The 17,573-nt window shown below is 40.1% G+C and carries 17 protein-coding genes; all 17 read left to right on the forward strand.

The annotated features are described in order from the left end of the window. Positions 1-746, forward strand: a 746-nt coding sequence (locus AB1488_09055) for an aminotransferase class I/II-fold pyridoxal phosphate-dependent enzyme (protein ID MEW6410236.1), incomplete at its 5' end; no start/stop codon positions are given. Then, a complete protein-coding gene (gene aroF / locus AB1488_09060) occupies positions 747-1,760 on the forward strand; it encodes a 3-deoxy-7-phosphoheptulonate synthase (GenBank protein ID MEW6410237.1) in 1,014 nt (337 codons plus the stop codon). It begins immediately after the preceding gene. A 100-nt stretch (positions 1,761-1,860) separates the two neighbouring features. Continuing rightward, on the forward strand, positions 1,861-2,715 hold the full coding sequence (locus AB1488_09065) for a prephenate dehydrogenase/arogenate dehydrogenase family protein (protein ID MEW6410238.1): 855 nt from the start codon (positions 1,861-1,863) through the stop codon (positions 2,713-2,715). Continuing rightward, positions 2,705-4,060 (forward strand): 3-phosphoshikimate 1-carboxyvinyltransferase, encoded by a 1,356-nt coding sequence (gene aroA / locus AB1488_09070; protein MEW6410239.1) that lies wholly within the window; start codon positions 2,705-2,707, stop codon positions 4,058-4,060. The genes AB1488_09065 and aroA overlap by 11 nt, the downstream gene beginning before the upstream one ends. After that, positions 4,053-4,781, forward strand: a complete 729-nt coding sequence (cmk, locus tag AB1488_09075; GenBank protein MEW6410240.1) for a (d)CMP kinase — start codon at positions 4,053-4,055, stop codon at positions 4,779-4,781. The genes aroA and cmk overlap by 8 nt, the downstream gene beginning before the upstream one ends. A 15-nt stretch (positions 4,782-4,796) precedes the next feature. Continuing rightward, positions 4,797-5,402 (forward strand): lysophospholipid acyltransferase family protein, encoded by a 606-nt coding sequence (locus AB1488_09080; protein ID MEW6410241.1) that lies wholly within the window; start codon positions 4,797-4,799, stop codon positions 5,400-5,402. Then, positions 5,399-6,244, forward strand: coding sequence for a 4-hydroxy-3-methylbut-2-enyl diphosphate reductase (gene ispH, locus AB1488_09085; protein MEW6410242.1), 846 nt, complete (start codon positions 5,399-5,401; stop codon positions 6,242-6,244). Before AB1488_09080 ends, ispH begins: the two co-directional genes overlap by 4 nt. A gap of 8 nt (positions 6,245-6,252) precedes the next feature. Continuing rightward, positions 6,253-7,878: a 30S ribosomal protein S1 gene (locus AB1488_09090; protein MEW6410243.1), complete on the forward strand. Its 1,626-nt coding sequence runs from the start codon at positions 6,253-6,255 to the stop codon at positions 7,876-7,878. Next, positions 7,875-8,747: a signal peptide peptidase SppA gene (sppA, locus tag AB1488_09095; protein MEW6410244.1), complete on the forward strand. Its 873-nt coding sequence runs from the start codon at positions 7,875-7,877 to the stop codon at positions 8,745-8,747. Before AB1488_09090 ends, sppA begins: the two co-directional genes overlap by 4 nt. Before the next feature lie 15 nt (positions 8,748-8,762). Next, entirely contained in the window at positions 8,763-9,041 is a 279-nt protein-coding gene (locus AB1488_09100) for an integration host factor subunit beta (GenBank protein ID MEW6410245.1), read from the forward strand. A gap of 33 nt (positions 9,042-9,074) precedes the next feature. Then, a complete protein-coding gene (gene asnB / locus AB1488_09105) occupies positions 9,075-11,006 on the forward strand; it encodes an asparagine synthase (glutamine-hydrolyzing) (GenBank protein MEW6410246.1) in 1,932 nt (643 codons plus the stop codon). Next, positions 10,972-12,216 carry a glycosyltransferase family 4 protein gene (locus AB1488_09110; protein ID MEW6410247.1) on the forward strand — a complete coding sequence of 415 codons (1,245 nt, stop codon included), beginning with the start codon at positions 10,972-10,974 and terminating at the stop codon, positions 12,214-12,216. Before asnB ends, AB1488_09110 begins: the two co-directional genes overlap by 35 nt. Positions 12,217-12,380: 164 nt before the next feature. Continuing rightward, positions 12,381-13,346, forward strand: a complete 966-nt coding sequence (locus tag AB1488_09115) for a GDP-mannose 4,6-dehydratase (GenBank protein ID MEW6410248.1) — start codon at positions 12,381-12,383, stop codon at positions 13,344-13,346. Position 13,347: 1 nt separating this feature from the next. After that, entirely contained in the window at positions 13,348-15,144 is a 1,797-nt protein-coding gene (locus AB1488_09120; GenBank protein ID MEW6410249.1) for a hypothetical protein, read from the forward strand. Between the two features lie 251 nt (positions 15,145-15,395). Further along, the gene (locus AB1488_09125; protein ID MEW6410250.1) at positions 15,396-15,740 is read left to right on the forward strand and encodes a hypothetical protein; all 345 of its coding nucleotides are present in this window, start codon (positions 15,396-15,398) and stop codon (positions 15,738-15,740) included. Between the two features lie 300 nt (positions 15,741-16,040). After that, positions 16,041-16,994 carry a hypothetical protein gene (locus tag AB1488_09130; GenBank protein ID MEW6410251.1) on the forward strand — a complete coding sequence of 318 codons (954 nt, stop codon included), beginning with the start codon at positions 16,041-16,043 and terminating at the stop codon, positions 16,992-16,994. After that, on the forward strand, positions 16,951-17,573 hold a 623-nt coding region (locus tag AB1488_09135; protein ID MEW6410252.1), incomplete at its 3' end, for a cytochrome b/b6 domain-containing protein. The genes AB1488_09130 and AB1488_09135, both read left to right, overlap by 44 nt.

Below are 17,573 nucleotides of genomic sequence, written 5' to 3' on the forward strand. Positions count from 1 at the left end.
CATTTGTGGTTTATTCAACAATCGTTCAGGCAGCAGGTGGCAGGAGCATACTAGTCCCCCTAAAGAAAGGACGGCACGACTTAGAGACTATGGCATCAAAGATAACCAGTTCTACAAAGTTGGTCTTTATAGCGAGCCCGAATAATCCGACCGGCACAATAAATACAGCTTCAGAATTCGGAAGATTTATGGAGCGCCTTCCTGAGGATATAATAGTTGTGGTAGATGAGGCATATCACGAATATGTAACAGCAAAAGATTACCCTGATACCCTGCAATACCTAAAGAATGGAAGAAATATCATTATACTGAGAACATTCTCCAAGATATACGGGCTTGCAGGTTTTAGGATAGGCTATGGATTAACAAAAGAAAGTTTTGTTAATTATATGAACAGGGTAAGGCAGCCTTTCAATACAAGCTCGCTTGCACAGAGGGCTGCCCTCTTTGCCCTTTCAGATCATGGGCATGTGAAAGAGTCTCGCAGGATAAATGAAGAAGGCAAGAGATTTCTGTATAAAGAATTTAAATCACTATGCATTGATTATATACCTACAGAGGCAAATTTTATCTACATTGACCTTAAAATGGACTCTAAAAAGATATATGATAGACTCTTAAAAAAAGGGGTGATTGTAAGACCGATGGGACCAACACAACTGAGGATAACAATAGGATTACCAGAGGAAAATAGAAGATTCATACAGACATTAAAGGAGATACTACAGAAGACAGGGAGGCTTTAAATGATAATAGTTCTGAAACCAGATGCGACAGAGGAACAGATAAAACATATCGTCAAAAAACTTAAAAGCTTAGGACTAACTGCTCATATTTCAAAGGGTGTAGAGAGGACTATTATTGGTGCGATTGGTGATGAAACAGCATTAAGGGATCAGCCACTTGAGGTTATCGAAGGTGTTGAGAAGGTACTCCCTATACTAAAGCCCTATAAACTCGCAAGCAGGGAGTTTAAGGCTGAGGATACTACTATCGCTATTGCTGGAAGGGTTATAGGAGGTAAGAGGATTCATGTAATGGCAGGGCCGTGTGCTGTGGAGAATAAGACCTTACTTATAAGGATTGCGGAGGAAGTAAAGACAGCAGGTGCCACCTTTTTAAGGGGTGGGGCGTTTAAGCCAAGGACTTCGCCATATACCTTTCAAGGGCTGGGAGAGGAAGGATTGCGGTATCTGGCTGAGGTCCGGGAAAAGACTGGTCTACCAATAGTTACAGAAATTATGGATCCGAGGGATACCAAACTGATTATGAAGTATGCCGATGTAATACAGATAGGAGCAAGAAATATGCAAAACTTCCGGTTACTTACAGAGGTCGGCTCCTATGATAAACCAGTTCTCCTTAAGAGGGGTCTTTCTGCGACGATCAAAGAACTTCTGATGTCAGCAGAATATATAATGTCAAAAGGTAACCATAAGGTTATTCTCTGTGAACGGGGCATAAGGACATTTGAGACAGAAACACGAAACACATTAGATTTAAGCGCTATACCTTTGTTAAAGAAATTAACCCATCTCCCTGTGATTGTTGATCCAAGCCATGGTGTCGGGAAATGGGAACTCGTTCCAGCAATGTCAAAGGCAGCAATTGCAGCAGGTGCTGACGGACTTATCATTGAGGTTCATACAAATCCAGAAGAGGCACTATCTGACGGTGAACAGTCCCTCAAGCCAAAATTATTTAAACAATTGATGGTAGATCTGGCGGCTATCGCATCGGCTGTGGGAAGGGAGATGTAAAAAGTTGAAGGAATTCAACAAATAAAAATCAAAATGCAAAAATCAAAATGTAAAATGACAAATCAAATAAGAACTAAAAGTAATAAGTGAAAGGGCTTAGATGGGTGTGCATTTTAACAGGATGGTTATCATAGGGGTAGGGCTTATAGGTGGCTCGTTGGCATTGACATGCAGGAGAAAAGGTCTTGCTGATTGCATAGTCGGCGTTGGGAGAAATAGAGAAAATCTTAAAAAAGCAGTAGAGATAGGTGCGATTGATGAGTTCTATACAGAGGCAAAAAAGGCTGTCATCGGTGCAGATATAATAATCCTTTGCTCACCAGTAGGGAGTTTTATTGATATTCTCAGGGGTATAAAAGATAAAATCAAAAAGGGGAGCACATTGACAGATGTAGGGAGTGTAAAAGGAGAACTGGTTGGCATGATTGAAGGGATAATCCCCGATGGTGTTTATTACATCGGAGGACATCCGATTACAGGTGGAGAACGTTCCGGGATAGAGGCTGTATCTTCTTACATGTTTGATGGTGCCTTGTGCATCCTTACCCCAACGAGCAAGACAGATATGAATGCTTTAAAAGTAGTGAGAGAACTATGGGAAGTGATCGGTTGCAGGGTTACAAGTATGGACCCATGGTTGCATGATAGGATATTTGCAGCAGTGAGTCATCTTCCCCATATCGTTGCATTTGCTTTAGTAAATACCGTAGCAAGATTGGATGCAGGTAGGTATCTTGAATACTCTGGGGGTGGATTTAGAGACACAACGAGGATCGCATCTTCCTCTCCAGAGATGTGGAAAGATATATGTATGTTAAACAGTAACAATACAATCGAAATGATAGAACTTTTTGAACAAGAGCTTGATATGATAAAACGCAGTCTGCAGAAAAAGAGGTGGGATTTGCTTATTGAGAAATTTGTGGCTGCCAAGAAGGTGAGGGATGGATTATAGACAGAACACAGAAGACAGAGGACAGAACTTGGTGAATTCTAAGGCTTTAAGGATTTCTCCTGTAAGGTCATTGCGGGGAACTATCAGGGTTCCTGGCGATAAGTCCATATCTCATAGAGCAGTGATTATTTCGTCCATAGCAGAAGGAAAGAGCCGTATAAAGGGTTTTCTGATAGCCGAAGATACAATGAATACCGTGATGGCTTTTAAGAAAATGGGGGTTCAGATAGATAACACAAATAAGAATTGCATGACTATTGAAGGTAAAGGTATTAGTGGACTTTCAGAGCCAGAGGATGTCCTGAATTTAGGTAACTCTGGCACATCTTTGAGGCTACTTTCAGGATTACTTGCGGGACAGGATTTTTTCTCTGTTCTCACAGGGGATGAATCATTGAGAAGAAGACCGATGAAGAGGATTATTGAGCCGCTCACAAAAATGGGCGCAGAGATTTTAGGGAGAGGTGAAGGTAGTTTTGCGCCAATTGCAATAGAAGGGAGGGAATTACATCCTATAGATCACACATCTCCTGTTGCAAGTGCACAGGTAAAATCCGCAGTGCTACTTGCAGGTCTGACTGCTGATGGAAAGACCTCGGTCACAGAGCCTGCAAAATCGAGAGATCATACAGAAAGGATGTTAAAAGGATTTGGCGTTGAAGTGGAAGAGGAGGGATTAACTGTAAGGATAAAAGGGAGAGCCACATTTGAAGGTAGAGATATAAATATTCCTGGAGATCTATCTTCAGCAGCCTTCTTTATCGTGGCAGGAACGATTGTCAAAGGCTCTAATTTAACGATAAAGGATGTGGGATTAAATCCGACAAGGACAGGTTTTATAGATGTACTAAAAGAGGCAGGGGCGAATATAAGGATTGAAGAGTTACATGAAGTCTGTGGAGAGCCAGTCGGGGATATATCGATAAGGGCAAGCCAGCTTAAAGGTATTGAAATAGGAGGAGATGCTATTCCGAGGACGATAGATGAATTCCCAATACTGTGCGTCGCTTTTTCTGTTGCCGATGGTGAAACCATTATCAGGGATGCAAAGGAATTAAGGTATAAAGAGACTGACCGTATACATGCAATAGCGATTGAACTCAGGAAGATGGGTATTGACTTAGATGAGATGGATGATGGATTAAGAATCAGGGGAGGCAGGAGGTTCTCGGCGGCGGTCTGCCAGAGTCATGGTGATCACAGGGTAGCAATGGCACTTGCCATAGCAGGTCTTGTTGCAGAAGGAGAGACTGTGATCGAAGATACAGACTGCATAAATACATCATTTCCCGGGTTTATGGAAACATTGGGGTCGTTAATTAAAATACGGAATGGACATGGGTAAGGTTATAGCGATAGATGGACCTTCAGGCGCCGGCAAGAGCACTGTAGCAGGGATATTAGCTCAAAGGCTTGGTTATCTATATGTTGATACTGGTGCAATATACCGTTCAGTTGGATGGAAAGCAAAGGAAAAGAATGTCGATATTAATGATAGTGCATCTGTTAAAGAGTTATGCAGATCTATAAAAATCAAGATAGATAATGACCGGATATATGTAGATGGTTGTGATGTGACAGGAGAGATCAGGACTCCTGAGATGGGAATGATGGCATCTAAAGTCTCTGCGATACCTGAGGTAAGGAAATCTCTGCTTGAGTTGCAGAGAGGGTTCGTCAAGGAGCATGATGTAGTAATGGAGGGTAGAGATATAGGAACAGTTGTATTTCCTGAGGCTTCTATTAAGTTCTATATTGACGCTTCAGTTATAGAGAGAGGGAAAAGAAGACTTGATGACCTGATTTTCAGCAGGATTGATTCAAATCTTCAGGAAACGGTTAAAGAAATTATTGAGAGGGACTATAACGATACAACAAGGGAAATTGCACCATTGAGAAAGGCTGATGACTCTATCTATATTGATTCTACAGATATGAGCGTGGATGAGGTGGTTGAGAAAATGCTTGTAGAAATAAGCAAACTTAAAATAGGATTCAAGGGACAAGGGGTCAAGGATTCAAGTGAAGACCTTAGAAAACAAACACTTGAACCCTCGAATTCTTGAATCCTTTTATTAATAATGGGTTGGGTTTTATATGATGTTTTCCATGTTATTGTATATGTGTTAGCCAGGATTTTATTCCGTTTGAAGGTTGTTGGAGATGAAAATATACCAGCAGAGGGGGGGGTCATCGTGGCATCTAATCATGTAAGTTATCTGGATCCTCCACTTCTCGGATGTGCTATAAAGAGACGAGTAAATTTTATGGCAAGGGAAGAACTTTTCAGGATGCCTCTGCTGGGATGTCTTATTAAGAAATTCAATGCATTTCCTGTAAAAAGGGATAAGGCTGATAGGACGGCAATTAAGAAGGCTATCTCACTTCTTAAGAATGGTGAGGTCGTAGCGATGTTCCCAGAGGGGGCAAGAAGTGAAGATGGGTTACTTCAGAAACCGAAACCTGGTATTGGATTGATAACAACCCTCAGTGGTGTGAGTGTGGTTCCCACATATATAAAAGGAACAGAGGTATCAATGCCGGTAGGTGTCTGGAACATAAGATTTTCGCCTGTTACCATTTATTTTGGTGAGCCCCTTAATTTCCCTCTGAGGGAAGATTATCAAAGTATAGGGCAGAAGATAATGGACAGGATTGCAGAGATTAAGGATACTGTGAACAGATGAATATATTTATTACAAAGAATGCAGGTTTCTGTTTTGGGGTGAAGAGGGCTATTAATATCGCATTTAAGGCCGCTGCAGAAGATAAAAATGGTACTTATACACTTGGCCCAATCATACATAACCCACAGGTAGTTCAAAAATTGGCAGATGAAGGCGTAAAGGAAATTGAAGATATAAATCAGGGAAATATCAGGAGTATTATAATAAGGTCTCATGGAGTACGGCCAGAGGTATACTCAGATATTAAGACTAAGGGGTATAGGATAATTGATGCTACCTGTCCTTTTGTTAAGAATGCACAGAGACATGCAGATATCCTGAAGAAAGAAGGGTATCAGGTAATAATTATCGGAGATAAAGAACATCCTGAAGTAAAAAGCATCCTGGGATATGCAGGTTCTAAGGCAATTGTTGTGGGGAGTGTAGAAGCACTTCAAAGTGTTAAACTGAGAAAGAAGGTGGGGATTGTAGCTCAAACAACCCAGCATTATGGCAATGTGGTTTCGATTGTCCGTGAGTGTTTAAAAACTGTCAGGGAACTCAGGGTATTTAATACAATCTGTGATTCCACACATGTACGCCAGGAGGCAACAAAAGAACTTGCAAAAAAGGTTGATGTCATGATAGTTGTTGGTGGAAGATGCAGTGCCAATACAGGACGACTTGCAGAAATAGCAAGAGAAATAGGAACAGAGACTTACCATATAGAAGTTCCAGATGAACTCCGTGAAGAATGGTTCGATGGCATAGAGAATGTCGGCGTAACAGGGGGTGCATCTACGCCTGATTGGGCTATAAATGCAGTTATCGAGAGAATAAAAGAGATTAATAAAAGGAGGTAGTTTAGATAATGGATGTTGATAAAAGAGAACGTATAGAAAGCCATGAAGATATTCAAAGACTTTACGAAGAATCCTTCAAAAGTATAAAAGAAGGAACGATTGTTAAAGGTAAGATCATTCAGGTCTTGCAGGATGGTGTGGTGGTTGATGTAGGTTATAAATCTGAGGGTATAATTCCCCTTCAGGAATTTCAGAAAGAAGAACTTGAGCGTTTATCTCTCGGAAGCGAGATAGATGTGTATATAGAGGAGTGGGAAGACGCTGAAGGGAATATGATATTATCTAAGGAAAGGGCAAACAAGATAAAGGTGTGGGAGGATTTGACAGGTGTGTGTGAAAAAGGAGGGATTGTTGAGGGTAAGATAGTGGCGAAGGTCAAAGGAGGGATGTCTGTAGATGTTTGTGGAGTAAAGGCATTCTTACCTAACTCACATATAGATGTAAAACCACCCAGGAATATAGATTCACTTGTTGGTAAGGTTTACCAGATGAAGGTCTTGCAGGTAAATCAGAGAAAAGGTAACATCGTGCTTTCGAGAAGGGCTGTATTAGAGGAAGAGAAAGAAAAAAGAAGGGAAGAGACACTTGCCAGACTTAAAGAAGGTGCTATCTTGAAAGGTATCGTGAAGAATATAACGGAATATGGCGTCTTTATAGATATTGGTGGTATAGATGGGCTTCTTCATATTACTGACATCTCATGGGGAAGGATAAATCATCCTTCAGAGGTATTTATGGTCGGTGACAGTGTAAAGGTTGTTGTCCTAAAATATGACAGGGTAAACCAACGTGTATCACTCGGTTATAAACAGTTAACCCCTAATCCATGGGCTGAGATTGAGCAAAAATACCCCATAGGCAAGAAAATAAAAGGCAGGGTAGTAAATATTACCGATTATGGAGCATTCGTAGAATTAGAAGAAGGCGTAGAAGGACTGATTCATGTATCAGATATGTCTTGGACTCAGAAGATAAAGCATCCCTCAAAGATTGTTGCGATAAGCGATGTTATAGAAGCAATGGTTCTTAATATAGAAAAGGAAAATAAAAAGATAGCCCTCGGAATGAAACAGATTGAGCCTAATCCATGGGAAACAATTATTGAGAAATACAAAGTGGGGCAAAAGATTGAAGGAAGGATCAGAAATATGACCGAATTTGGTGCCTTTGTAGGGTTGGAAGAAGGGATTGATGGGCTTATCCATATATCAGATATCTCATGGACGAAACATTTAAAACATCCTTCAGAGGTGCTTAAGAAAGGGCAGAAGGTTGAGACAGTTGTACTGGGGATTGATAGGGATAAAGAACGAATTTCCCTCGGACTCAAGCAGCTTACACCCGATCCGTGGGAGGATGAAATACCAGAAAAATTTAAGGTGGGGGATGCGGTAACAGGGAAGGTTGTAAAGATAACAGATTTCGGTATCTTTGTAGAATTTGAAGAGGGTGTTGAAGGACTGATCTATTCCTCTGAAATAGATAAAGAGCCATCACAAAAGATAGAAGACATTGCAAATCTCGGAGATAAGATCACAGCAAGGATTATAAAGGTAGATACTTCGGAGAGAAAGATAGGTCTCAGTCTGAGGGCTTATCAAAAAGGTACAGGTAAAAAGAAGGCAGGAAAATGAACTGGAGGCATTTCATAAAGGTCAGTCTTATCACGATTGTAATTGTCGCTTTTGTTTCACTGATTATGACACTTATTGTGGAGAAGAAAGGTGTTATCTCTAGAGATAAAGTTGCATTGATCAGGATAGAAGGTGTGATACTCAGCTCAAAGGATGTAATTGAACAGCTTAAAAAATATGATAAGGATCCAACAGTTAAGGCTATTGTGCTGAGAATAGATAGTCCTGGAGGAGGGGTTGTTCCTGCCCAGGAAATTTACGAGGAGGTGAAAAAGATAAGAGATAAAAACGGGAAAAAAGTAGTGGCATCTATGGGTTCAATGGCAGCATCGGGAGGTTATTATATAGCCTGTGCAACAGAAAAGATCGTAGCAAATTCAGGATCTATTACAGGAAGTATAGGAGTTGTATTAGAGCTTGCAAACATAGAGAAACTGATGGAAAAGATCGGGGTCAAGAGTATAGTGATCAAAAGTGGGAAATATAAGGATATTGGTTCTGTATTTAAAGAGATGAGTACAGAAGAACGAAGGCTTCTACAGAGTGTTATTGATGATATTCACCAGCAGTTCATAGATGCGGTTGCAGAAGGAAGAAAGTTGAAAAGGGAAAAGGTTGTAGCCATTGCTGATGGCAGGATATTTACAGGAAAACTGGCAAAGGAAATGGGACTGATAGATACTCTTGGAACACTTGAGGATACAATAAAATTAGCTGCTGAGCTGAGTGGTATAAAGGGTGAACCAAAGGTGGTTACAGAAGAGAAAAAGTTAGGTATACTTTCAATACTGAAGGGAACTCTTATAGATGGAATATCTAAGGAATATCCTCAGAGAAAAATAAATCTTCAATATATATATAGTCCATAAAGGGAGGTAAATATTATGACCAAGTCACAGCTTATCGAAAAAATATCTGAACGGGTTGACAGCCTGACAAAGAAGGACACAGAGGTAATTATAAATATAGTATTTGGCAGCATAAAAGATGCCCTTTCAAGGGGAGACAAGGTAGAAATAAGAGGTTTTGGGAGTTTCAGTTTAAGGCACAGAAGAGAGCGGGAAGGGAGAAATCCAAAGACAGGACAGGGCGTGAGTGTTCCTGCTAAAAAAACTCCATTCTTTAAGCCAGGGAAGGAATTAAGGGAACTTGTGAATAGCTAACTAGTTCGGCAAACTCACTACTAAAGATATACCATGTGTGGGATTTATGGTGTAGTTGACTTAGATGGCAGATATGTTAGAGCTGAGATTCTTCAACGGATGAATAATCTTCTCTGGCACAGAGGTCCTGACCATGGTGCTGTGTATGAAAAGAAATTCGATGGAGGACCCTATGTCTCGTTGGGACACAGAAGACTCTCAATTATCGATCTCTCAGATTCAGCCAATCAACCGATGTGTAATGAGAATCAGAGTCTCTGGATTGTCTTTAATGGAGAGATATATAATTTCTTAGAACTGAGACCAATCCTTGAGGCAAAGGGTCATTCATTCAGAAGCTATTCAGATACAGAGGTTGTTTTACATGCCTATGAGGAATGGGGAGTTGACTCTTTAGAACACTTTCGTGGCATGTTCGCCTTTGCCATATGGGATGAGAATAAAAAAATAGCATTCCTTGCAAGAGACAGGATCGGAAAGAAACCCCTTTTTTATTATCTGGATGAAAGAAGGCTTGTTTTTTCATCAGAGATAAAGGCGATTATTGCAGATGATACCATTCCCCGTGAGGCAGACTACAGGGCTATCCATTATTACCTTACATATCAGTATGTCCCAAGCCCCATGACCGCATTTAAAGGGATTAAAGGCATTCCTCCTGCACACTATCTCCTGTGGAAAGATGGAGATGTTACACTTGTGCGTTACTGGGATCTTTCATATTCAGAAAAAGGCAAATGGACATCAGAAGAATCTTTATGTGAGGAGATAAGGACGAGGCTCAGGGAGGCTGTAAAACTGAGACTCATCGCCGATGTTCCATTGGGGGCATTCCTCAGTGGAGGCATTGATTCAAGCATTGTTGTTGCGATGATGAGTGAGTTGAGTAGCAGACCTGTGAAGACATTCTCGATTGGATTTGAAGAAAAAGAATACGACGAGATTCCATATGCAAGACTTATAGCCAATAGATACCATACAGAACACTATGAGTTTATTGTAAAACCAGAGGCGGTTGATATACTTCCAAGACTTGTCTGGTATTATAATCAACCATTTGCTGACTCTTCGGCTATCCCTACATACCATGTATCAAATATAACGAGGAACTATGTGAAGGTTGCGCTTAACGGGGATGGAGGTGATGAGACATTTGGCGGATATCCTCGATACATAGGTGCAAGATATGCGATAATGTTAGAGAATCTTCCAGGATACTTCAAACATCTCTTAAAAAGGATTTCCTCCATCTTTCCAGAGGGCAGGGGCAGGACATTCAGATACCTCAGGTCGTTCTTTAAGACTACCGAATTACCTGTATTTGAAAGATATTGTCTCTGGATGAGCCATTTCGATAATAAAACCAAGGAGTGGATGTATACCGATACCTTTATGGATTTTATAGCAGGGATAGATTCATACGATTATCTAAAGAAGTGGTTTGAAAAATCAAAAAGCAAGGATTTCATGGATGCTATACTTTATACAGATATGATGACATATCTCCCTGAAGACCTGCTTGTTAAGGTGGATGTTGCTACAATGATGAACTCAATTGAGGGGAGATCTCCTTTTCTGGATAACAAGTTTATGGAGTTTGCAGTTACAATACCCTCAGACCTCAAGATAAAAGGGAGGACTACGAAGTATATCTTAAAAAAGGCATTTAAAGACTATCTACCAGAAGAACTTCTGAGCCGTCCCAAACAGGGCTTCGGTGTTCCAATAGATAAATGGTTCAGGACAGAATTAAAGGAAATGGCATATGATATCCTTCTGAGCAGAAGAATGACTGAAAGAGGCATATTCAGAGAGGATGCTGTTAAAACGATGCTCGATGAACATATTAGTGGTACAAGAAATTGGCATTATCAACTCTGGAATTTGCTGATATTAGAACTCTGGTATAGAGAATTTATAGATAGAAAGAATGAAAAAAATTATTCGTATAATCTCCCGTCTTAATATCGGTGGTCCTGCTATTCATACCATTCTTTTGACCTCAGAACTTGACAGGATGGGGTATAAAACAATACTTGTAAAGGGGAAAGAGTCTGAGGGTGAAGGTGATATGCTGGATTTTGCTGATAAAAGAGGAGTTACTCCCATTTTAATAGATGAACTCGGGAGAGAAATCAGTTTCAGGAAGGACATTATAGCCCTCCTTAATATCTACACGCTTATAAGACGGGAAAAACCTGACATAATACATACCCACACCGCAAAGGCAGGGGCATTAGGAAGACTTGCAGCATTTTTATATACCTTAGAACTCAGATTTAAAAAATTATTTAAATCAAATTATGCAGGTAATCCACCACCTCCAATAATCATCCATACATTTCACGGGCATGTCCTAAGCGGATACTTTAGAAGGTTTAAGTCCCTGATCTTTATCTATACAGAAAAGGTTCTTGCATTGCTTTCAACAAAGGTTATAACCCTGAGTGACAGACTGAAGAAAGAGCTCATCGATATGAATATAGGTAATTCACGAAAGATAGAGGTTATACCTTTAGGGCTTGAACTGGAGGGATTCTTTTCGGCAAGCTCAAAGTCATCTGGATACAAGGGAAAGTTTAAAGACAGCCTTGGTATCTCGATGGAAGCCCCCCTCGTCGGCATCATAGGTCGACTCGTTCCGATAAAGGGACACAGGTATTTTATTGAATCAGCTAAAATGGTATTAAGTAGCAAGGGGCAAGGGGCAAGGGATGTAAAATTTGTTATTATTGGGGATGGAGAACTCAGGAAAGAGTTAGAAGACTACACAAGAGAACTCGGTATCGGGGATAGTGTGATTTTTACTGGATTTCGTTCTGATTTGCATGAGATTTACTCAGACCTTGATATAGTGGTTTTATCATCTTTAAATGAAGGTACACCAGTCTCTGTCATAGAAGCAATGGCTGCTGGTAAACCTGTTATTGCTACGGAAGTAGGAGGAGTGCCGGACCTTATAAAGAATAACAGAACAGGAATTATTATCCCTCCATGCGATTCTCGAGCAATTGCCGATGCAATTGTAAGGTTATTAAAGGATAAAGAACTAAGAGAATTTCTTGGAAATAATGCTCAAAGAGAGGTTTATCCAAAATACAGCGTAGATAATCTCGTTGCAAATATTAACAGCCTTTACACCTCACTTCTTAACGATAGAAAGGTTGCGATTTAATAATTGAGTTAGTATAATTTACCCCGTTAGAAAGCCCCACTGCTTGCAGCGTGGGTAAGGATAAATTCCTTTTGGAGCGAACACGGGGTTTAATGCCCCGTGTGAGCCTTACCGTTAGAAGGGCGAAGGTCTTCTAACGGGGTTTACCTGAGGAGGTCTTTGGCTTGAAAGTTCTTATAACAGGTGGGGCAGGTTTTATTGGTTCGCATTTGGCAGAGGGGTATCTGACAAATGGAGACGAGGTGTTTGTAATAGACGATCTTTCTACAGGTTCGCTTGATAACATTAAACACATAAACGATGACAATAAATTTGGATATGTCATCGATACTATTATGAATTATAAAAGGATGTCTGAGCTAATTGAGGAGAGCGATGTGATTGTACATCTTGCAGCCGCAGTAGGTGTAAAGCATGTTATCGAGAATCCACTTACATCACTTGAAACCAACATAAAGGGCACAGAGATCGTACTTGAACTTGCAAACAGATTCAGGAAGAAAGTCTTTATAGCGTCTACCTCTGAAGTATACGGGAAACACACACACGCACCACTTAAAGAGACAGACAATGTTATTTATGGACCTTCAACAATAGGAAGGTGGAGCTATGCAGCATCAAAGCTCCTTGACGAATTTATGGCACTCGCTTACTGGAAGACAAAGAGACTACCTGTGATAATTGCAAGATTTTTTAACACAGTTGGCCCGAGACAGACAGGGCGCTATGGTATGGTAATACCACGGTTCGTTCAACAGGCATTAAGAAATGAACCAATAACAGTTTATGGTGACGGGAAACAGACCCGCACATTTACCTATGTCAAGGATGTTGTAAAATTTATCATTGCATTTATCAATTCACCTGATGCTATTGGAGAGGTAATAAACATTGGTGGTACAGAAGAGATATCCATCAAGGATCTGGCTGATAGAATAAAATATCTTACCGGAAGTAAGTCAGAGATACGCTATATCCCCTACGAAGAGGCATATGAGAAAGACTTTGAAGATATGCAACGGCGGGTGCCAGATATAACAAAGATGGAAAAAATTATTGGGTTGAGACCAACGACTGGTCTTGAGGCAATACTCAATAATGTGATTGAATACTATCGTCTAAGAGATTAAGATGAACCCTTTATATTACTTTATTTCTGCCCTGACCATCTCTTATCTTTTGACCCCTGCAGTCAAGAGGATTGCAGAAAGATATAAGTATCTTTCACATCCAGATACAGATAGATGGCACAAAACCCCAACCCCACTTTTTGGGGGGGTAGCAATCTACCTTGCATTTATAGGAACCATCCTGTTGTTAAACCTCTATCATAAAGAAGGTATAACACCCTTTGTAAATTTACTTATCTGCAGTACTCTGATATTTCTGCTCGGTCTTATAGATGATATTAAAAAACTTCCACCGCAGATTAAACTCGTCGGGCAGATTATTGTGTCTGCTATTGCTGTGTTTCTCGGACTCCAGATAGAGATAATCACGAACCCCTTTATAAGTGTGCCATTAACAATATTCTGGTTTATTGCTATAACCAATGCGTTCAATCTGATAGATAATATGGATGGCCTATCTTCAGGCATAGCCTTTATATCATCAATAATACTTTTTGTATTTTCATTTATCAGCGGGAATGCCGTGTTGATGTATCTGACAGCATCTATAGCTGGTGCTGCACTTGGTTTTCTCAGATATAACTTTAACCCCGCTCAGATATTTATGGGTGATTCAGGGAGCATGTTTTTAGGATTTTCGCTTGCTTCTGTAGCATTAATGGGCACATGGCAGGAGGCATCTAACCTTGCGGTCACATTGATAATACCTGTAACTGTTCTCGCTGTTCCGATATTCGATACAACACTGGTTACGGTTGTCAGGAGACTCAAGGGAATACCACTCTCTCAGGGAGGCAAAGACCATATTTCGCATAGACTGGTTATGCTTGGACTATCAGAAAGAAAAGCGGTATTGATACTCTATGGAATCAGTATTTTTTTTGGTTTACTCGCTGTTACAGGGGTCTATCTTAATATCTACATAACACTGCTCATCGTTATTATAGCGATGGTTGTTCTATTCTTTTTTGGTATGTTTCTTGGTCAGATAGAGGTATATGAAAGGGTTTCAGATGAAGAATATCGAACCTCAGATATCGAACATAAAAAGAATGTGACACTTATAGATGTATTTCTCTTGAATAAAAAGAGACTGGCTGAGATATTTATTGATTTGATATTGATAATCGTAGCATACTTTTCTGCACACCTAATAAGGTTTGAAGGTGTAATCACTTCAGACATCCTTAATGTAATCAAATACTCACTTCCTGTTATTATTATATCTAAGTTCAGCATGTTTTATTTCTTCGGGTTATATAAAGGTGAATGGAGGTATATCGGTATATACGACCTTATCTCGATACTGAAGGCAGTATCGCTTGGTTCGATTATTTCTATTGCGGCTATGGTCTACTTCACAAGATTTTCAGGGCTATCGAGGGCTGTCTTTGTAATAGACTGGATGATCACATTGCTTCTTATAGCTGGAGCAAGGGTATCATTAAGGCTTTTTAAGGAGTACTTTTCAGGGATTGCACAGCGTAAGGGCAAGCGGATACTCATATATGGCGCAGGAGATGGAGGTTATATGCTGCTGCGTGAGTTAAAGAATAACAGTAGACTGAATTACAATCCAGTTGGGTTTATAGATGATGATAGAGCAAAGATTGGAAAGAATATTTATGGTATACCTGTTCTTGGGACGAGGTCAGATATGGCTAATATTATCAGGGAAAAGGATATAGAAGAAGTGATAATCGCTATGCCATCAGTAAGCGATGAGAAAATTGATGATGTTTATAAGATCTGCAAAGAAATGAATGTGATATATAACAGGATGACATCTATAATCTAAAAGTGTAGTCTTTTTATAATCTTTTGAAGGGGAAAGGTTATTTTTTGTAAGTGATTATAATAATTGGTGATTCTGCTTTTTAATGTAATCATGTAGCCTTTTTGTTACAGTTAATCCCACCTTCTTCTCCGATCGCTGTTAAAAATATCTTTTAAAATCAATGTGTTAAGTTATCTGGTATTCTGGCATATCTTTTGCTCAATATATATTAACGGAAACAGCGCAGATAAAATGAAAGGAGGAGGATTAAGATGAAAGAGGAGAGAAAAAATACACTAAGAATAGGGATGAAGATCGGGGCAACCCTTGGTGGAATTGCCTTCTTAATCTTCGGGATACTTCCAGGCTTCTATTTTGGTGGTTATGGAACACTGATGTTGCTCAATAAGATCATCGGTGATGCTGTTGCGCCGACCCTTCTTGTGAGGGCGATACTGGTAGTCGGAATCACCTTAGGGATATTCTGCATTGCTGCATTGAGTCTTGTAGTCGGTGCGATTCTTGGGACTGTTGCTGGTTATATTGTAAATACCGTGAGTGCACTGGTAGCACCTGCTAAGGTGAAAGAGGCAGAAGAGACAGTGAAGATGAAATAACTAAAAATGGACCAGAATGGACCAGCAAAAGAGAGAGTAGGGGAGGCTTCAGCCTCCCTTAACTTTATAGCAATGCCTTAGGAGAGAGCATTAGGATATTGCGAAAATCTTTGCAGTCCTATACAATAAGAACAATAAAAAACATGTAGGGCAACCCTTTAAGCAACAAAAAGCCGACCATGAAGGTCGGCGCTACTGTAGCGTTGCCCTTTATGGGCAACAAAAAGTAATAGAGAGAATGAAAGATTAGGAATGCAAAAGTTTTTTGGAAAACTAAACTGTTACCAAAAGGGAGGAAGTATGAAGAGAAAGGAAATGCTTTTTCCAATCATAATTTTTACAGTATTACTTGTGGTTGTATTTCTTCCTAATTCAGTCATTGCAAATAGCCTTTCGTGTTTGATATGTCACGGGACTTCAGAAGGAGTCATGTTTATAGATGGTGAGAGGTTCTCAAAATCTGTTCACGGCTCCATGGAATGCACCTCCTGTCATCTTAAATACATTGACACCCCTCACAAAACTACAGAGAAATACATCGATAAATCAATACTGGATATCTCTTCATTCCTTAAAATAAAGAGCAAGGTAGAACCGATTGCGCTTTCTGCCTGTAATCAATGCCATCCAGATGTATTTGAGAAGGTCAAAAAGAGTGTTCATGGGGTGAATATATTTGAGAAGAAGAAGTCTGACGGTGCCTTCTGCCTGGACTGCCATGGCTCACCTCACTATGTGATTTCCAGCAAGTTGGGTCAGTCCCCTGTAGATTTCAGACATGTAGTGGAGACATGCGGGAGATGTCATGAAAGTGAGTTGGTCTCAAAGACATATGGTTTCAGTACACAAGTTCTTGAACGATATAAAGAAAGTTTTCATGGGAAAAAATACATCCTTGGACATAAAAAGGTGCCTGTATGCACTACATGCCATGGGAGTCACGATGTAAAGAAGAGCACAGACCCACAGGCAATGGTATTCGGAACGAACAGGATAAACCTCTGCGGTGGATGCCATCCTGGTGCAAACAAAAAATTCGTGGCAGCCATTACACACAAACCCACTGGTAAAGACAATCCCATACCGTACTATACAGAGAAGTTTCTTATCGTATTGACAGTATTTGTTATCACAGGCTGTATGATGCATGTGCTCCTTGAGGCATATGCGATAATAAGGGATTACCTGAGAAAGAAGAGGAGGGAAGAAGATGGATCAAGAGAGGCTTCAGTCTCAGATCAACGAACTCCCTGAGGAGGTCGAGAGATTCAATATACATTATAGAATTCAGCACATAATACTGTTTACCACCTTTATCATTGTGGCTCTGACAGGATGGTCTTTAAAGTATCCAGAGGTAGAATACTCGAGCTGGTGGATAAAGATATGGGGTGGTCCTGAGACCGCAGGGATTATCCATAGGGTAGCAGGGATTACGATGCTTCTTGATTTTGTATATCACCTGATATATATTGGTTATCGTTTTTCCAAGGGGAATCTTAGTTTTGATATAGTTCCAGCCCCAAAGGACTTCGTGGATTTCTTTCAGAATATCAAATACTTCCTCGGCATATCCAGCCAGAAACCTAAATTCGGAAGATTCACATATACCCAGAAGTTTGATTACTGGGCGGTCTTCTGGGGCATATTCATTATAGGAACATCAGGGCTTGCGCTTGCATTTCCAACAAAAACTGCTATATTAATTCCTTCCTGGGCTTCTAACTGGGTATGGGAACTTCTCTATGTAATGCATAGCGATGAGGCATTACTTGCGATTGTATTCATATTCTTCTGGCATTTCTATAATGAACACCTGAAACCAGAGGTATT

The sequence above is a fragment of the Nitrospirota bacterium genome, assembly GCA_040756155.1.
In the GTDB taxonomy this organism is placed as follows: Bacteria; Nitrospirota; Thermodesulfovibrionia; order JACRGW01; family JBFLZU01; genus JBFLZU01.